Annotated in this window: 12 protein-coding genes; 6 read left to right on the top strand and 6 right to left on the bottom strand. The window is 34.7% G+C overall.

Annotated features, from left to right (window positions below; all coding sequences use genetic code 11):
* The first annotated feature begins 72 nt into the window (after positions 1-72).
* The 5 genes from GR160_RS10730 to GR160_RS10710 all read left to right on the top strand — a co-directional run bounded on the left by GR160_RS10730 (position 73) and on the right by GR160_RS10710 (position 7860).
* Positions 73-3243, top strand: coding sequence for a protein NO VEIN domain-containing protein (locus GR160_RS10730; protein ID WP_160749867.1), 3171 nt, complete (start codon positions 73-75; stop codon positions 3241-3243).
* Positions 3244-3391: 148 nt separating this feature from the next.
* Positions 3392-3817, top strand: a complete 426-nt coding sequence (locus tag GR160_RS10725) for a SufE family protein (protein ID WP_160749866.1) — start codon at positions 3392-3394, stop codon at positions 3815-3817.
* A gap of 210 nt (positions 3818-4027) precedes the next feature.
* Complete coding sequence (gene dndC, locus GR160_RS10720) at positions 4028-5401, top strand: DNA phosphorothioation system sulfurtransferase DndC (protein ID WP_202390764.1); 1374 nt, start codon at positions 4028-4030, stop codon at positions 5399-5401.
* Positions 5388-7484, top strand: a complete 2097-nt coding sequence (locus tag GR160_RS10715) for an AAA family ATPase (protein ID WP_160749865.1) — start codon at positions 5388-5390, stop codon at positions 7482-7484. Before dndC ends, GR160_RS10715 begins: the two co-directional genes overlap by 14 nt.
* Positions 7468-7860 carry a DndE family protein gene (locus GR160_RS10710; RefSeq protein WP_160749864.1) on the top strand — a complete coding sequence of 131 codons (393 nt, stop codon included), beginning with the start codon at positions 7468-7470 and terminating at the stop codon, positions 7858-7860. Before GR160_RS10715 ends, GR160_RS10710 begins: the two co-directional genes overlap by 17 nt.
* A 14-nt stretch (positions 7861-7874) precedes the next feature.
* Here the strand turns inward: GR160_RS10710 and GR160_RS10705 are convergent, their stop codons facing one another.
* From GR160_RS10705 to GR160_RS10690, 4 genes are all read right to left on the bottom strand, one after another.
* A complete protein-coding gene (locus GR160_RS10705; protein ID WP_160749863.1) occupies positions 7875-8081 on the bottom strand; it encodes a hypothetical protein in 207 nt (68 codons plus the stop codon).
* 272 nt (positions 8082-8353) lie between these two features.
* Entirely contained in the window at positions 8354-10537 is a 2184-nt protein-coding gene (locus tag GR160_RS10700) for an AAA family ATPase (RefSeq protein ID WP_160749862.1), read from the bottom strand.
* A 211-nt stretch (positions 10538-10748) separates the two neighbouring features.
* On the bottom strand, positions 10749-12983 hold the full coding sequence (locus GR160_RS10695) for a DEAD/DEAH box helicase family protein (protein ID WP_160749861.1): 2235 nt from the start codon (positions 12981-12983) through the stop codon (positions 10749-10751).
* An 11-nt stretch (positions 12984-12994) separates the two neighbouring features.
* Positions 12995-13234 carry a helix-turn-helix domain-containing protein gene (locus GR160_RS10690; RefSeq protein ID WP_237421209.1) on the bottom strand — a complete coding sequence of 80 codons (240 nt, stop codon included), beginning with the start codon at positions 13232-13234 and terminating at the stop codon, positions 12995-12997.
* Positions 13235-13334: 100 nt separating this feature from the next.
* On the opposite strand from GR160_RS10690, the gene GR160_RS10685 reads away from it, so the two are divergent.
* A complete protein-coding gene (locus tag GR160_RS10685; RefSeq protein ID WP_160749860.1) occupies positions 13335-14222 on the top strand; it encodes a hypothetical protein in 888 nt (295 codons plus the stop codon).
* 2 nt (positions 14223-14224) lie between these two features.
* Here the strand turns inward: GR160_RS10685 and GR160_RS10680 are convergent, their stop codons facing one another.
* Both GR160_RS10680 and GR160_RS10675 read right to left on the bottom strand, forming a co-directional pair.
* Entirely contained in the window at positions 14225-16246 is a 2022-nt protein-coding gene (locus tag GR160_RS10680) for a DNA sulfur modification protein DndB (RefSeq protein WP_160749859.1), read from the bottom strand.
* Positions 16233-16895, bottom strand: a complete 663-nt coding sequence (locus GR160_RS10675) for a hypothetical protein (protein ID WP_160749858.1) — start codon at positions 16893-16895, stop codon at positions 16233-16235. The genes GR160_RS10680 and GR160_RS10675 overlap by 14 nt, the downstream gene beginning before the upstream one ends.
* Positions 16896-16906 lie beyond the last annotated feature (11 nt).

Genomic DNA, 16906 nt, shown 5'->3' with positions numbered 1-16906 from the left:
TTAATAGTTGTAATCTGATTAAAATACTTTAAATTCGTTTATAACTGATTCAGTTCCCTAAAATTATCTTGTATGGAAGAAAACAATTTTAATGTCTCAAATAATACGGAAATTGAGACGGCCGAGGATTATCAGATGCAATCAGAGCTCAATGACATGAGGCAGCATGCTAACAAAATCATACAAGGTATAAAGAAATTAGATAGTAATGATGCCCACCGTGCTATTTGGGAATTATTTCAAAATGCTGTTGATTCTAGTGTAGAATGCCATATAAACATCAAGATTACAGAAGATACCTTTGAGTTCAGCCACAATGGCGAACCTTTCACCCCAATGACACTTGATTGCCTTTTTAAGCAAGTGAGTTCCAAAACCCTTGAAGAAAAAAAACAGGTTTATAATGAAAGTGACCCTGTGGGACAATATGGCACTGGATTTATGACTTCGCATGTTTTTGGTAAAGAGTTCAGAATTGATGGCTTTCTTGCAAAACGTGATGGCTATGTTCCCGTAAATAATTTTCTGATTGATCGAACCACAGACAACTGGAAGGTTTTGGCAGGAAATATTAGTGCATTGAAAAAAAAGGTAGCCGCCCTGCTTAATGAGACCCCATCTCCACAGACAGCTCTTACCACAAACTTTACCTATACAATTGCAAATGAGTATAACCGAAAGGCAGCTGCTAATGCAGTGAATTCCCTTAAGTTGATACTTCCCTATGTAATGACCTTGAATAAGAAATTGTCTTCGGTAACAGTGATAGATAAAGATTTAAAAAAAACAGTATTTGAAAAGCAAGAGAGTTATGCTGCGGGGAAAGTTCACATTAGGCCGATAAGCACTAATGGTAGCATTCAGGAGGTCTGTTACCTTGAAGATTTAGAGAAAAAGATCATCATTATACTTCCCCTTAATTCCAATCTACATGCATTTAGTTTTGACGAGCAGCTGCCAAGATTATTTTTATATTATCCACTTGTGGGAACCCAAAAATTTGGCAACAATTTTATTATCAACTCCCGGCAATTCCAGCCGACAGAGCCAAGAGATGGCATTCATTTAAAATCCGACAACGATTCCAATTTTAAAGATGAGGAAGCAAACAGGACTATAATCAAAAATGCTTCAAAAATTATATTTGATTTTCTTCGCGAAAATGCAAGTCTGATAAAATCACCAGTGAAACTGGCTAAAATAAACTTCGTAGTTGATAGTGATGATTTGCTATTAAACGAATATTTTAAAGCAATAAAAGCGGAATGGATAAGCGAGTTTAAGGATTTACCATTAGTCGAAACTAACTCCGGCAATCTTCGTCCTTCTGACGCCATGTTCATTCATCAGGAATTACTAATGGATGAAAATAAATTCGATGCTATTTATTCCCTTACAGAGCAATTTTGGGGTAACATACCCAAAATAGATATTATAAAAGAATGGACGCAAAAAATTGATGAGTGGAATATCGATGACATCCAGTATATAAAAATTAATGACATCACATCTAAAATACAAGAAGCTGGAAATTTAACAGCTTTTCCAAATCCCGATGATTTAAAGCAATTTTACGCTTATTTAGTTGATCAGAAGCATGAAACTTTCTTCAACACGTTTAAACTACTTCCAAATATAAAAGGCGAATTTAGAGTACTCTCGGGTAATGACGGCCTAAATAACGGGCTTAATCTGCCTGAAAAACTTATCGAGATAGCGGATATACTTTTACCGGAAATCCCTAAAAGACATGTCCACCCTGAGTTCAAATTCACTTTGGAGTTTACGGACTACACTCGAAAGAATTATACCTCTGAGATAAATGAACATGTTGCTAAAATCGTAAATGAAAAAGCATTGAGTGAGGCAATCGATCAAGGTGTTTTGCTTAAACTCTTGGAATATTGTAAAATTACAACCACTACTGAGTCCGGCAGTGTACCTAGTAAAACGATAAAATTAATATGCAGGCATTTTGAGCAGAGTGAAGAAATGATCGTTATTCCTATAATTAAAGACGATGAATTTGACATAAGGCCTTCTCAAAAAAGGGTACTAAAATTACTTCTCAATGACATCAGTGTCATGCCATCGGCATGGGTAACAGATAATATAGATTTTTTAAAAGAAATTATCTCCACCTGTGCAGAATATGAGGCCTACGAAGATATGTTTGAAACACTGGCAGTTTTTCCAAATCAGTTAAATGAATTGATGCAGCAAAATTATTTGAGAATAGATGCTTCTATACCCGATAAGATTAAGGATTTATTTGACATCGTAATAAAACCATCAATACCCATAAGATCGACTTTAATACACCCAGATTTCGAAAACTTCCTTAAAAACAAACAACAAAAGACAATCAGGGATCTTACCGAAAAAATTGAAAGTGCCTTCTTTGATGAGCAAACCTATGCCACAATTAATGAGCATGTGTACAAAAAAGAAATACTTGAAATCATAGAAGAAATTAAAAACTCAAAAGAATATGAAAAGCATTATCCCCTTATTTTCAGTAAGCGTTCAGGAATACTCGTCGATCTTGCAGATGGTGAAGATACCTTCTCAATTTTAAGCCTAAATTCCACCCGCATAAAGGAGTTAGCTGTATTAGGGAATGATCCTGATTTCGCTATAATAGTTAAACTCGGTCAGGAAGCTTTAATCAAACAGCAACAGCAGAATGCTGATTTTCAACATAAGCGTGCCATCGGCACCCATATAGAGGGCATCCTAAGGAAAAACCTTTCTGCCAAAATATCCGGAAATATTAAAGTGGACGTAGAAGACATTCAAGATGGACAAGACATAATTATTTCAATCAATAAACAACCGCTCTATTACATCGAAGTTAAGTCCCGATGGGATGTCAACAGTTCGATCCGAATGTCAAAAAATCAAACTTTAAGAGCTGACGAACAAAAGGACAATTATGCTTTGTGCTCTGTAGATATGACAAAGTATAAAGGTGAGAAAAAATATGCAGTGGATAACATTGAAGATATTGATCATTGTATAAAATTCAACACTAGTATTGGCTACGAAGTTAGTCACCTTATAGAGGTATTAAATCAAACTAATGATTTCGATACCATCCATCTGGACGGGGATTACAAAACATTAGTCCCTATGAAATTCATTGACAATGGAATGACTATTAAAGATTTTGAGGTATTTATGATTAACTTTTTAAATACTAAATTCGAGAAATTGTCCAACGATTCTAAGATAATAAAATAGGTCTATAATGATTCCAAAATGAAAGATCGTATACTGATGGCAGGATATATAGAGTTCATGGATATTTTTATCTAAGGAGCTATCAGGCTTTTCTAAGAATATTAAGCTTATCTTCGCCTTAATATTAAATCATACGTCCTTATTACCGATGTCTATCCCCGAAAAACAACAAAAAATTATTAATGATTTTTCTCTCTTTGAGGACTGGAATGACACTTATGAACATATTATCAATGTGGGCCGCTTATTGAACAACTATCCAGATTCGCATAAGATTGAGAATAATTTGATTCGTGGCTGTCAGTCTAAAGTATGGCTGCGAGCTGAATTTGTGGATGGAAAAATATTATATAGTGCGGATAGCGATACCGCAATTATTAAGGGAATTATCGCCATTTTGCTGGAGGTATTCTCGGATAACTTACCTGAAGATATAATCGCCGCGGATACCCACTTCATTAAAGAAATTGGCTTAAAAGATTTTCTAGCACCAACAAGGGCAAATGGGCTGGTAGCAATGATAAATCAAATAAAAGAATATGCGTCAATGTATAAAGACAATAATGTGGTATAGCAATCTGCCTTTCTATTTAGAACTGCAATACAAGCGATTATATACTTTTTAACATTGGTAACCCATCAAAGAAACAATAGGACTTGTGATTACGGATAAAATTTTAAAATAAAGGTTTATCCCAAATTGTAAAAATTGTTTATAATAAGCCTAAATTTGCATGAATTATTTTTAAAAATATTTTATTTTTAAAATAGTAAATTTTCCCGAATGGCTCCTATTAGAAATAAAAAAGTTGAAGGTATCATAGCTGAAATAACAGATCAGTACATGTATGCCGATAAATCAGATAGACCCTGGATTATTGGGTTTAGTGGAGGAAAAGATTCTACAGTACTTCTCACATTAGTTTGGATTGCACTTTTAAGGATAAGGGAAACGACACCTTATCCATTTCAATTACGCAGAAGGGTCTACGTGGTGTGCAATGACACAATGGTAGAGAATCCGATAATTGCCAATTATGTTGAAGACGTACTCGCTAAGATAACAGAAGAAGCTAGAAATCAAGACTTACCTATTTTCGTTAAGAAGACAACTCCCAAGCTTGAGGAAACATTTTGGATCAATGTAATTGGAAAAGGATATCCAGTACCTAATAACTCTTTTAGGTGGTGTACAGATAAGTTAAAAATTCGCCCCACCTCAAACTTCTTGGTAGAGCAGATAGACGAGATGGGAGAGGCAATCGTATTATTGGGTACCCGCTATGATGAAAGTGCTACAAGAGAGCGTTCAATCCGAAGACACGAAGTAACTGGGAAAAGGCTTTCTAAACATCAGACTTCAATAAATACCTATACATATGCACCGATTAAGGAGATGCTGCTTGATGAAGTGTGGTACATCATTAATACGGTTGCATCACCCTGGAAGTTTGACAATTCTATTCTTTTCCAGATATACGCAGATGCAAGCTCTGACGACTATGAATGTCCTACTGTCGTCGTCGATAAAGAGCATAGCTCTTGCGGACAAAGCAGGTTCGGTTGCTGGACCTGTACAGTTGTCAAAAACGATAAATCAATGACATCTTTGGTTAATAACGGTCGAAATTGGATGCAACCTTTATTAGATTTCCGTAATCGCCTGATCGAAGGCCGTAATCTATCTGAAAACAGAAAAGATAAAAGGCGTAATGGCCAAGCAGCTGTGAGGGAAGACGGGTCCAATAATGGCACTTACGAAGAAGTGTACCGCTATGAAATATTAAAGGATCTCCTTACAGTCCAAAAGGAGATTCAAAATGAGCGTCCATTTATCACCCTTATCAACAACCAGGAATTGATTGCCATCCAGGTGATTTGGAATAGGGATGGTTTTTTTGACTTTACCGTAGGTGACCTTTATAAAAAGATATACAATAAAGATATCACTACAAATAATATAAAAACACTGGATGATACTGAACGCAGGATCGTTCGTGAGGTTTGTCAAGATGATATATCGTACTTTAACCTTATTGATAATCTGATAGCCTTACAGGAAACCAAAACGCTGATGATTTCTAAGTATGGGCTTCATAATGACGTAGAAAAAAGGATTGAATCCTTTGTAAATGAAATGATAAATGAAAATAAATAAGATACATTTTAAAAATTTCAGGATTTATAAAGGAGATAATGAAATTATCTTCTCTCCTGACGGTTCGAAAAATATCAGCATTGTAGCAGGTAAGAATGGATTTGGAAAAACTACCTTCCTGACGTCATTAATTTGGGTATTTTACGGCAAAATGATGGGCGAAGTTGAGGAAAAGTATAAAAAAGACATCAAGAGTGCAGGAGGATATGAAAAGTTTATTAAATCACTGCTAAACCGCGATGTAAAATCCCAATATGAAGCGGAAAAAAATGTTGTACCGGTGGTTGCCGTTGAAATTGAGCTTAAAGACATTCTTATTCCGTCAATTCCATGTAAATCGGTTGTACTTCGAAGATCGTACGATTTGCGTTCAGATGTTGAAGAACTACATATATTCATTGATGGGCTCGAAAATGAGCTTACAAGGGAAGTAGGTTTTGAAGTATTTATAAATGACTTTATTTTACCACGCGAAATAGCTAAATTTTTCTTCTTCGATGCTGAAAAGATTGTATCGTTAGCAGAAGCAAAAACCCGCCCTGAACTTAAAAATTTAAGCAAGGCATATTCTGAAGTTTTAGGAATCAAAAAATACGAAGACCTGAAAAGGAACTTGGAGACACTTCTAACTAAGTTAAAAAGAAATGGGGCTTCACCATTGGAGCAAAAAAAACTTGAGCTTCTTACAGAAGAGGAAAGCGATTTACAAAAACTTATTGATTTCAATCTTGAGAAACAAACAAGTTACGATAAAGAGATAGCCAACCATAAAGCGTTAAGTGACAATATCCAGGAAAAATTGATTCGTGAAGGTAATGGCATCACCCTTGAAGAGCTGCAATCAATGAAGGCAGAAAGGGATATACTGAAAAAAGAATCTGATGAAATCAAAAGCAAACTTAAAAAGCTTATGGACATAGCGCCATTGGTTGTTTCAGGAAGGAAGATAAAAGACCTCTACAATCAATTGGTTTTTGAACAAAAATTTCATACCGATACAGTAGACAAGTTTATATTAAGTGAGCAACTGTCGTCATTTTCTGTTGATCTTATTAAGAATCTAAGCAACCTGGGATTAGAGCTTTCCGACAAGGCGAAAGTTGTTGAAGCGCTGAAAACGACTATAAATAACAGGCAAAAGAGTATGGCCGGCTCAACGGAGAAAATTTTATTAGATTACACAGCAGAACAATTCCGGAATTTTGAAGCCATCTACAATAATATAAGGACAACATTTTCTAACCAGTTCAATGCTGTTGTACAGGAAGAGAAAAATAATAGGATGTATTTGTCAAAGGTTTATCATAAGATAAAACAGGCCGAAGCAAGGAAAGATAATCACCTTGCACAAAAGCTAAGAGAGGAGAAAATCGAGGCGGATGGAAAAATTGCCACCGCAACATCTGAAAAAAATAAACTAATTGAAACACTGGGTGGGCTGAAAAACAAACAAACGACAAATGCCCGATTACTCGCTGAACTGGAAAAGAAGTTCAAAATTATTAAAGTTGACCAGAAAAAGCACGAAGTAACAAAGGTATTATTGGAGAAGATAAATACTATAATTATAAATATCAAGGAAGATAAAAAATATTCCCTGCAAAAATCCCTTTTACTTGGTCTCAGAAAAATAATGCACAAAAACGACTTCATTTATAATGTCCGCGTAAATGTAATGGATGATGTAATGGATATTGATCTACTGGACAAAAGTGAAAATATTATCGACAAAGATTCTTTGTCAAAAGGCGAGCAGCAATTATATGCTACAGCGTTGCTTAAAGCACTGGTAGATGAATCAGGAATCAAATTTCCGGTGTTTATTGATAGTCCTTTACAAAAATTTGATAAGTATCATTCAAAAAATATAATTAAAGAGTTCTATCCCGCAATATCTGATCAGGTAGTATTGTTCCCGCTACTCGAAAAGGAACTATCCGAATTGGAATATGATTATTTAAAACCTAATGTAAACAAAGTATTTGTAATCGAAAATACAAGTAACGGCAGCGGTTTTAAGTCCTATGACGTAGACAAGTTATTTAACCATATTAAAGAAGAAGCCAATGTTTACGCAAATTAAGACCAGTAAGGTAAATAAAGACGTTGTTACTCAACTGACTAGAAAATTAGGACTCGGTACAGAAAATGTCGTAGCGAGGATTGCATTCAATTACTCTTTGTCGAAGGAACGTAAACTAGATCTTACTGAAATCGCTGACTCGCATGGTAAAGAATATTCAAAAGCTGTATTATTCGGCGATCATGACGATATTTACATAGGTTTAATCTGCGTACATTATGGAATTTATAAAACGGATAAAGATATATCACGATATATAAAAATGCACATAGACGATGGCCTTACCTTACTTAACGATGAGGTAAACAATCTTAATAACATGGATGGATTTGACTTTCTAGTAGAAAAGATTGAGGCGGGGCTGGCTATGCTTTAATAAAGCTAGCCTACTTATTTGTACATATCTATAAACATATAGTGCGAATTTTCAAGTTGCCCTTTCTCTAGCAAATCATGTAAATATTCTAAACCTCCATTAGCGTACTCTTCGATAAAATTGATGATTCGCGACACTGTATTAGTAATTTCAGTCTCGTCCATATCTTCTAACTCGTTCCAGTCAAAACCAATTTCTTCATTGCGTGTAAAAATTATCATCAGCAAGAAATCCGTTAGCCTGGATTCTCTCTTCCACCTTCCAATCTCTAAGCCAAAATCGGAGGTTAATTCTCGCGGAGGTAATGGCAGTCTCCTTCCTTTTTTTAGGCCCAAGAGAAATGCATAAATGTAAAGCTCATAAATAGGTCCAAATTGACTATACTCTGACTTTCTGCTTCCCTTATTCGCTAAAATTTCAATTACCGGTATCCTCGAATTGGCATATCGCGGTCGTTTGATCAGTATCTGTGCTTTAAATTCCTGACTCGTCATTACTTCAATTTAATTTTATCCGTTGTACGTTCAATTTGTTCTTTATCCTTATCAACTTTATTTACGTAAACCCTTTTTATAAAATCTTTTTTGATAATTTTCTTACCGAGTTCATTTAATTTCATTTCATCATCGTTTTCAAAAAGGTCATTAACAAGGATAATGCTTTGTGGAAAAACTTCGCCAACAGCTTCAAAAAAGCCTTCAGTAAAAGCGGATCCGAAAGCTGACAGTGGCGCATCAGCAAGGAGTGGGTAATTATATTGAGTTGTATTGGCAGAAATCACTGCCATTACAACTGAAAACTTTTTCATTCTTTGGAAACCTTCAGAGCTTCCATGAACAATATTTCCATTGCTATCTATATAGTTAAAAAGTATCGATCCAGACGGAGACTTTTCAAATTTTAAAATCCCACCGGCTAAGTCATTATATTTTATTAAGTTTTGGAAATGTTTGTTAGCATATTTTTCCAATAAGTTAACCATACTGTCAAACACTCTGTTTTTGGCATTTTCTGTCGCTATTGCAAGGTCTGCTCCAATTTGATAATTTAATAAATATCCTTCTGGTATATTTGATGGTCTCAAAGACTGAATTTCCTTATCAGTATTTAAAATGCTTGCTTTCGTCTTTTTAATGTTTTCCCGAAGCTTCTCAATTTGAAATGATGCATCAGATAGGCGTCTAATCGCGCCTTTGTAGCGATTTATTATAGTTAGTGCATCTTCTTCGTCACTACCGGCAATTAAAATATCTTTCCGATGATCCTTTAGCGATTTAAGCTCTTTCTTTAATTTCGTTAACTTGTCATTAAGAACTATTTCCTTCTCTCTGGTTTTTAGTATACTGTCACCTATTGAAGAGATTTTATTGTAGAAAGGCTGCGCATTTATCTGTAAGTCGCTAAAAAAGTTGTTGAAATTATTCTTAACATACTCAGCATCGTTTTTCGCATCTATAGGCCTATTTTTCAACGCTACAAGATGCTCATATTCTTTACTCCCTGCAATTGCTGGACGGTCGCATACATAACAATGCTCATGATCTATCATGTTTTTTAACGACACCGTATCAGGAGAATCAATTGGCAAGAACTGAAAATGTTTACTTGTACCACTGCTTAAAGTTTTAAGTGCCTTTTTTTCATAATGAACTTCTCTATACTGCTGAATCTTTGACTGAAAATCTTCGACTATGTTGTCAAAGCCAAGAGATATCCATGAAAAATTGCCGTCAAAAAACCTGTTATTGATGGTTTCCAAAAAAATGCTATACTCATCGGCAACTTCATTGGTTCTTTTACTTTTTTCTTTTATTTTATTATCAAGTTCATTACGCTTTTCTGCATTAGAAAAATTCTGTTCCAGATTGTTCTTTTCTTGCTCGGCATCATCATATAACTTTTCATATTCAGCCAGTTTAATTTCCTCACTAGTTAAAGATTGTTCCAAATCTTCCTTTACACTAATTGCTCTTTCAAGCCTTTCATTGTGCTCGGAATTAGCCTTTGTCTGTCGATTAAGATCCTTTTCTGCCTTCTCCTTGAATTCCTTTGTAAGCGCTACAAGCTCTTCGTACTTGCTTATATCTGTCAAAGTACGGACGGCTTCCTCAATGCTTGACTTCTTTCCAAAATCAATTATACTGTCAACTTCTTCACCTTGAAAAAATGAATACTGTCTTAAAGTTGGAAGTATCAGCTGCTTAATAATATTAAGCTTCTCATCCGCATCATAAACAGGAGTATATCGAGGCAAAACGTGGTCGTTTCGATTTACTTCTACATCATTTATAATAATTTGCCAGCTTTCAGCACTAGTAATATTTTGACTGAGTCTGGTAGCTTTGAATGATTTTGTTATTTGATACTTATACCTGACTGTAGAATATTCTATCTGAATACCTGTTTCCACACTGTCGCCAATAGCGGTTTCGATTTTTGCTTTATCCGAGATAATCTTAACGGCTATGTCCTTTATGCCTTTTTTTATTTTATCATCTGAGTCAAGAACTTGATCGTAGAATAACCACAAAAACGCGTTGAAAAATTTGGATTTACCAGCACCATTATCCGCGACCACCAAATTTATACCTTCCTCAAAATCATAGCGCGTCTGATAATAGTCACCGTAATAGTTGAAGAAGTTCTTAAATGATATGCTATTAATTATTGAAGCCATTACCCTATGTTGTGAATGTTCTTAATCTTTTTATATATCTGTGATTCACTTAAATTATTATCGTTCTCATTAATGATGACCGACATGACTTCTACAACCTTATTATGGTAAGGTGCATTGGCAGTAAGCTTCTCAACGTCTTTAATGTTGTACTTTCGACACAATTCTTCATCAGAAAGTATTTCTCGCAAAACTTGGTTTCTATCCATCTCTACAGTTCGTTTATAATCGTATCCAAATCTAAGTCATACTTTGCGCAAACTTGATCTAAAGCATCTTTAGAGTCATAAAAATTCATTGCCAGGCTTGCGAAATAGCCTACCCTTCGCAACTCATTATTCACCATACTGCGCTCCATATTAAATAACTCTACATTATTGTCATTGACGCGGGGAACAACTACCATATCAAATATTGTAGCATAGGTTTTATCTTTGTGCTTTCTTAATAACCGGCCTCTCCGTTGGATAAATTGACGTGGATTTCCAGTCGAACTAGCAAAAATTCCGACTTCAGCCCGTGGTACGTCAACGCCTTCATCAAGCATTTTCATAGCAAGTAACATATCAATCCGCCCTTCCGAAAAGCCGCGCAAAATATCCTTTAAATTTTGTCCATCTGCAATGTATGAATTCATTTTCATCGTCGGCATGACTTCATTCCCAGCAAGTAAAAACTTGTCGAGCATGCGTTCAGAGGCCCCATCCTCTTCATAAATAAACCCTTCCGGTACATATGTAAAAACATATTTTAATTTTTTCAGCCGTTGCAGTTCGAGCAGAATTTCTTTAAATCTATTGAGTTTGTTGCTAGCTTTATGTATTATATTTTTTCTCTTAAGTAGTAATCGTTCAACTGTGGGGTCTTTTTTAAACTCGTTCTTTTCAAAATCGAAGTAACGTAAAAGCTTTTTTGAAATTTCAATATATTCTTCGAGTTCGTCGTCATTTAGCTCTACTAGTACCGGATAATATTTATAATCGCACAAAAATCCTTCCCTCATTGCCTCTTTCATAGAAAAGTTATAAGTGTAGGGCTCTTTATCATTAAAATATGAATCTATAAAATCGGTTCCTTCCGGATCATAAACGCGCTTGGGTGTAGCTGATAAGCCTATTTTCTTTTTAATTCGTGACTTAATCATCGTTTTTTTTAAGTCATTCGCTCCCATATTATGCGCTTCGTCAGCAATAAGTAAAAAGTCTTCCTCAATTTTGGCAAAATACTTCTGAAAGCGGTGGGATGAAAAGCTTGCATAGGTCGATACGATGATTAAATCCCGTTTAATTCCACCCCCATAGTTACTAACGTAATTCGAAAAATCCTTTTCCCAATTGTTTCCTCCTCCAGCTATAATGATATTAGTAAAGTTAAATAGTAATACTTCTTCCTCCCATTGCTCCAGTAATGCTATAGAGGGCACGAGGATAATGGCACGATAGTTTCCTGACATCTGATATTCGTTTAGAAGGCAATTTAATGAGGTTTTAGTTTTGCCGGTCCCTGTTGCCATACCAAAAATTCCGGAGTGGTTATTTTTGACCCAATTGTAATACGCCTGAATCTGGTACGGCCTTGGGCTAAATGGTTTTGGAAAGGTTGGACTTGAAACAATACGCTCTATTGTCTGTTCAAATTGCTCTTTAAGCAGCTGATTTACTTTTTCTATTCGTATCCTTTCATCGTCTCTACCGCTGTTCAGGTTTTCGACTAGCCCAAGCTCTTCCTCTAATAGTTGCTGCTCACTCAGTGACTGCGAGTTTTCTTTAATGATATTTATGAGTCTTGATGGGTCCAAATAAATAAATTCACTAGACTCCTTGGCAAATATCTTCCGATAATCCAGCAGTTCGCTAGCTATATTTGCCCTTTCAGAATTTTCTCCCCATGATCTGCTGACCCTTAGGCTTTCACCATTACATACGATTCCTTTGTAAGTAAAGTTACAGCTGCCGACTATGTTGAGGACATGTCCATCCTTATCCCAGAAAAGCGCCTCCTTGTAATGTGATATTTGACCAGTCTTAGTGGTTACCGGTGTAATCGATATTCTTCCATTATCCAGTAAATACCTAAGACAATTGTAAAAATGATTTACTTGCCTTTTGCTAAAGACATCACTTAACTTCTGAAGGTCATGGATAATTTCATCTTCGATAGTTTGATAAAAATTGGGTGATGCTGCTACCTCATTGTTTATCAACTTATAATCATCATCACTAACAAAATGGTTAATTAAGAAATCTATGGAGCCACCTTGAAAGATAAATTGAGCGAAGCCATAAGCAAGTGTGGATATGGAGTTAGAACTGAAATATCCCAACTTAAATTGTATCTTTTTGGAAAGAGGAATAACCCTGCCAAAAAATTCCAATGGTATCATTTCACTTGACGTGGACACCTTTAATGTTTCAGGGAATTGAATAGAACTAAAGTTATCTTTCACTTGTAGCGGAATTAGATGTCCATGAATAGCTTGGATATCGAAATGTTAAATGCAGCAGCAATTTTTTCAACTACTACAATGGAAACATTTCGCTTACCGGCCTCTATGCCGGGAATATAAGTACGGTCTAAATCAGCTAATTCAGCAAGCTTTTCCTGTGAAATACCCTTTTCAAGACGAAGTACTTTTACCTTATTTCCAAATTTAATTTTAACATCATCCATATTGCCAAAGTGCAATATTGTAGACAATTGTACAATAGACGACTGTCGACTATGATCTCAAACTAAAAAAGAATTGTAATTTAGAGCAGGATAGTCTCTTTAGTAAATCATTTATTATATATGGGGTATGATTGATCAGAAAATTTACAACGACATAATTGAAGAAGTGAAAAATATAAATGGCAGTCTAATTGATCTTGGCATGCATTCAAAAGCCATTTCTGACTACTTACAAGATGCAAAAATCTCGTCTTGGTTCCATATTGCATGGAGTATCAAAGACATTGACTACGATGGCATAAATTACGACGCAAGCTTCTACTACTGCAGACCATCTTATGAATATGAAAGTGCAAAACAAGATCTTTTTAAATCTCTAGTTTCTGAAATCACTTTCTTTACTTATTTGTACAGCGGGCTCGAAAGTTACATTACATCCTTAAAACTTAAGAACTGTCCAATTAGAAAAGGCAAAATCAATGCTGCAACATACTTTATTAAAAGTAAATTAGATAAACAATTCTTTAGCTTTGAATACGGTAGGCTCATAAATCTGGTAAAAACAGCTTATTGCTACTCCACAGGAAGCGAGCTCCAAAAGGATACTCTGCACGATTGTATTGATCGAAATGGACTTGGTCTGTATATCCTATATAAGGTTAGAAATGACATTATGCATGGGGACTTTTTTTTTCCGGAACCTTTAGATTATGATTTAAATAGATTACCTCTGCAACCAGTTTTAATTAATATTTGTAGTAGATTAATTTTAATGACGATGCAAATGCTCATTTACGCAGCAGAAGATGTTAATTCTAAAGATTGTAAATCTTTTGCATCGAGTACATTCTTTAGCACATTAGTAGGTAAAAAATACTATTGTGCTGAAGATTGTAATAAAGGTGAATGTGAAGCAGATTGTATTTTTATTTCATGCAATAAGGCAGCATTTTTGAAACAAATACATTTCAAAAATGCCGACTATAATGCTATACAGTTAGATTTAGATCTGTAACGCTACTTTAAGCTTAAACTTTTTTTAAGACTCAAAATATGTACTTTTATATTCTTTTCAACATATTTATCTCTATCTAAATTTAATGCGCTTGTATCAGTCTTGGCTTTAATTTTATTTGTTTCCGCGGTAACTTTAATTTCCTGCCTTTTCAATTTTGTAGATGCAATTCCCTCAAACTCTTTTTCTAGTAGCTCTTGAATTCTCTTTTCCAAAATTTCAAGTTTTGAAGATGTTATTGTATCAATCTGTTCATCTTTTACATCAATACCTCCTAACAAAGGATTAGTTTTTGATTTGTATTTTAATAAGATGAGCACAATTAGAGCACTCACAAATTTTGAAGCTTCTGGCGAAGCTTTACTACCCACTATTAAACCATAGACTGCTGACTTATTATCAAAGAATGATCCACTTGGAGTATCTTTAATAAAAATGTTCATTTGTGCAATCATGTTTTGTAATTCCTCTTCCGTAGCATAATGATCATTTTCAAAAAAATTATTACTAATTAAATCTGATATTGCTTCAAAAATAGCTTTTTGGAACATCAATGTGTAGAAAATAGTATGATGCTCGACCTTATCTTTTATGCCTTTTTCAATATCCTTAAGTAACTTCAGTGACAACTTACTTGAAGAGTTAGTCAAAACTTTAGCATTATTTTCCAAGACAAACCGCTCTTCACTGCCGCCAAATAATACTTTATAAGCCTCATCTTCATTTATATTGTAATCATCTTTTTCCTGCCTTTTTTTATAATGTGCGTAAACTTCCGAAACAAGTTCAATCATTCTACTGTAGGGCAATAGAGATGTGTATAAAATTTTAAAAGATGGCAACCATTTTAGCTCAAATAATTCTTCGCACTTGCTACGCTGTAGTAGTGAAAATTCAGTTGGTTTTAGTTGTTCAACGGGAAACTCTTCAGAGGTTGGAACATTTAATTCTTGATCTAGGCCTAATCTAATCCTAAAATTCGATCCAAAATCATTAGGCTGATCCTTAAATAAATATTCACAAATATTATTAACTATACCTATAGTTGTAAATAGCGACCTGTTTTTTTCAATTTGAGTTTCTTTACCATTTAATGAGTTATATTCTAACACCGCGGTATAGATATCAGGAAGGTCGTTCTTTATTGATGAAAAAACCTTTCTTGTAAAAACCGAAGTCAAGTCCTTTTCATCTAACAGAATCGTTCTAGATTTACTAGGTTGCTTAGCAGTTTTGTTTACATCTACAAATATATTTCTCAGGACCTGCTTGACATCTGCTTTCTGCTCAATATCCCATTGGATTTTTGGAAAAAACTTTTCTAAATGTTCTATACTTTCTGGGCTAACTTTGTCAATAGAATTAGGAAAAAATAATATTGTGACTGGAACCGTTAGATTATTAAGCTTATCCTTGTCCCTAGAAATGTCCTTATAAAAGCTCTTAAGTCTATCATTACCAATCAAACCTCTAATAGCTTGAAGTGCTACCAATCGATGTTGCCCATCTACAGCCATTAAGTGAGTTTGCTCACTTTTCCATCTGATTTCCGTCGGCAGCGACAACAAACTATCTGAATCATCTAAAAACCAACGTACACAAAAGGAATCCTCGAATTCTAATTCAAATTGAGGATTCTCACCATTTATTAATCTTGTTTTTATACTTGGATAAAATCTTTTTATTGCCCTTCTTGTATCGTCCGGCTGTGTCATTGCAACCACAATTGGAGGGAAGAATTTATACCCCATGCCATCCGTTAAATAATTCGCAATATCTCTACGAATACGAAAATCATCCAAATCTCTCTGTACAAGCTCCTCAAAGTCTACCTGAGACACATCTAAAATTTCCCTAACAGGTTTTAAATTACCAATATCATTTATGTTGAATGACGTGTTTATGTAGAAAACCGGAGATTTTCTGTCTGTGTAAAAAGTTCCAAAATCTCCTGCAATCGACATTGGGAACTTTTCTGGTTTAAATGGCTTAGCAAAAGTTGTACTCATATCACTTTCTCCCAAATAAAGGATTATATAATCTATTTATTAAAAATTCTGTTTCGTTGATTAACTTTCTATCAATATCTTTCTCTACACACGCAAAAATCAAATATTCCCAGTTAAAGCCCTTATAAGCAACTCTTCCTCCAAAACTCTTCTGTGCTAAAGCTTTCAAATATCCTTCATCCTCATTATTACCTTGAAGCTCCTTGATAGTTGTGAACGCTTTGTGATGTTGTTCCCACCTTGTCCGTAATGACGACGAAATTCCAACATACAAAGGATTAACTAAGATACTAAAATTAGCAAGTAACTCCATTATTTTACGACAGTCATCAACACTTAAATTTTTCAATTTATCACCGAAGATAATTTCCTCTTCAGTATCATCAATTAAAAATTTATCAATAAATAATCTGCTCTCGCTCAAGCTTACACTATAGTTACGAAAAAATGACTTGACATTTCCAGTTATAGCATCTAGGCTTATAAGGTTATTGATTAATTCTATTTTTTTAGAAAATTCTTCAACGGTATTAAAGTTTTTAAACTTTGAAAAATCTATATACCAAGCGTATAATCCTCTTCCTTTAGGAATATTATCGCCTTTACCTAACGTTCGTTCGTGTGGAAATAATTCGAATTTTTCAATATCCAAATGTTTGGCCATAATTAATTACT

The organism is Flavobacterium sp. Sd200 (assembly GCF_009826935.1).
Taxonomy (GTDB): Bacteria; Bacteroidota; Bacteroidia; order Flavobacteriales; family Flavobacteriaceae; genus Flavobacterium.
Note: the sequence above shows the minus strand (reverse complement) of the source record. Positions and strands in the feature narration are given on the sequence as shown.

Bases quoted from the DNA above. Each gene is read 5' to 3' on its own strand.
- GR160_RS10730 (WP_160749867.1), top strand. From the start codon at position 73: ATGGAAGAAAACAATTTTAATGTCTCAAATAATACGGAAATTGAGACG.
- GR160_RS10725 (WP_160749866.1), top strand. From the start codon at position 3,392: ATGTCTATCCCCGAAAAACAACAAAAAATTATTAATGATTTTTCTCTC.
- dndC (WP_202390764.1), top strand. From the start codon at position 4,028: ATGGCTCCTATTAGAAATAAAAAAGTTGAAGGTATCATAGCTGAAATA.
- GR160_RS10715 (WP_160749865.1), top strand. From the start codon at position 5,388: ATGAAAATAAATAAGATACATTTTAAAAATTTCAGGATTTATAAAGGA.
- GR160_RS10710 (WP_160749864.1), top strand. From the start codon at position 7,468: ATGTTTACGCAAATTAAGACCAGTAAGGTAAATAAAGACGTTGTTACT.
- GR160_RS10705 (WP_160749863.1), bottom strand. From the start codon at position 8,081: ATGATAATTTTTACACGCAATGAAGAAATTGGTTTTGACTGGAACGAG.
- GR160_RS10700 (WP_160749862.1), bottom strand. From the start codon at position 10,537: ATGGCTTCAATAATTAATAGCATATCATTTAAGAACTTCTTCAACTAT.
- GR160_RS10685 (WP_160749860.1), top strand. From the start codon at position 13,335: ATGATTGATCAGAAAATTTACAACGACATAATTGAAGAAGTGAAAAAT.
- GR160_RS10675 (WP_160749858.1), bottom strand. From the start codon at position 16,895: ATGGCCAAACATTTGGATATTGAAAAATTCGAATTATTTCCACACGAA.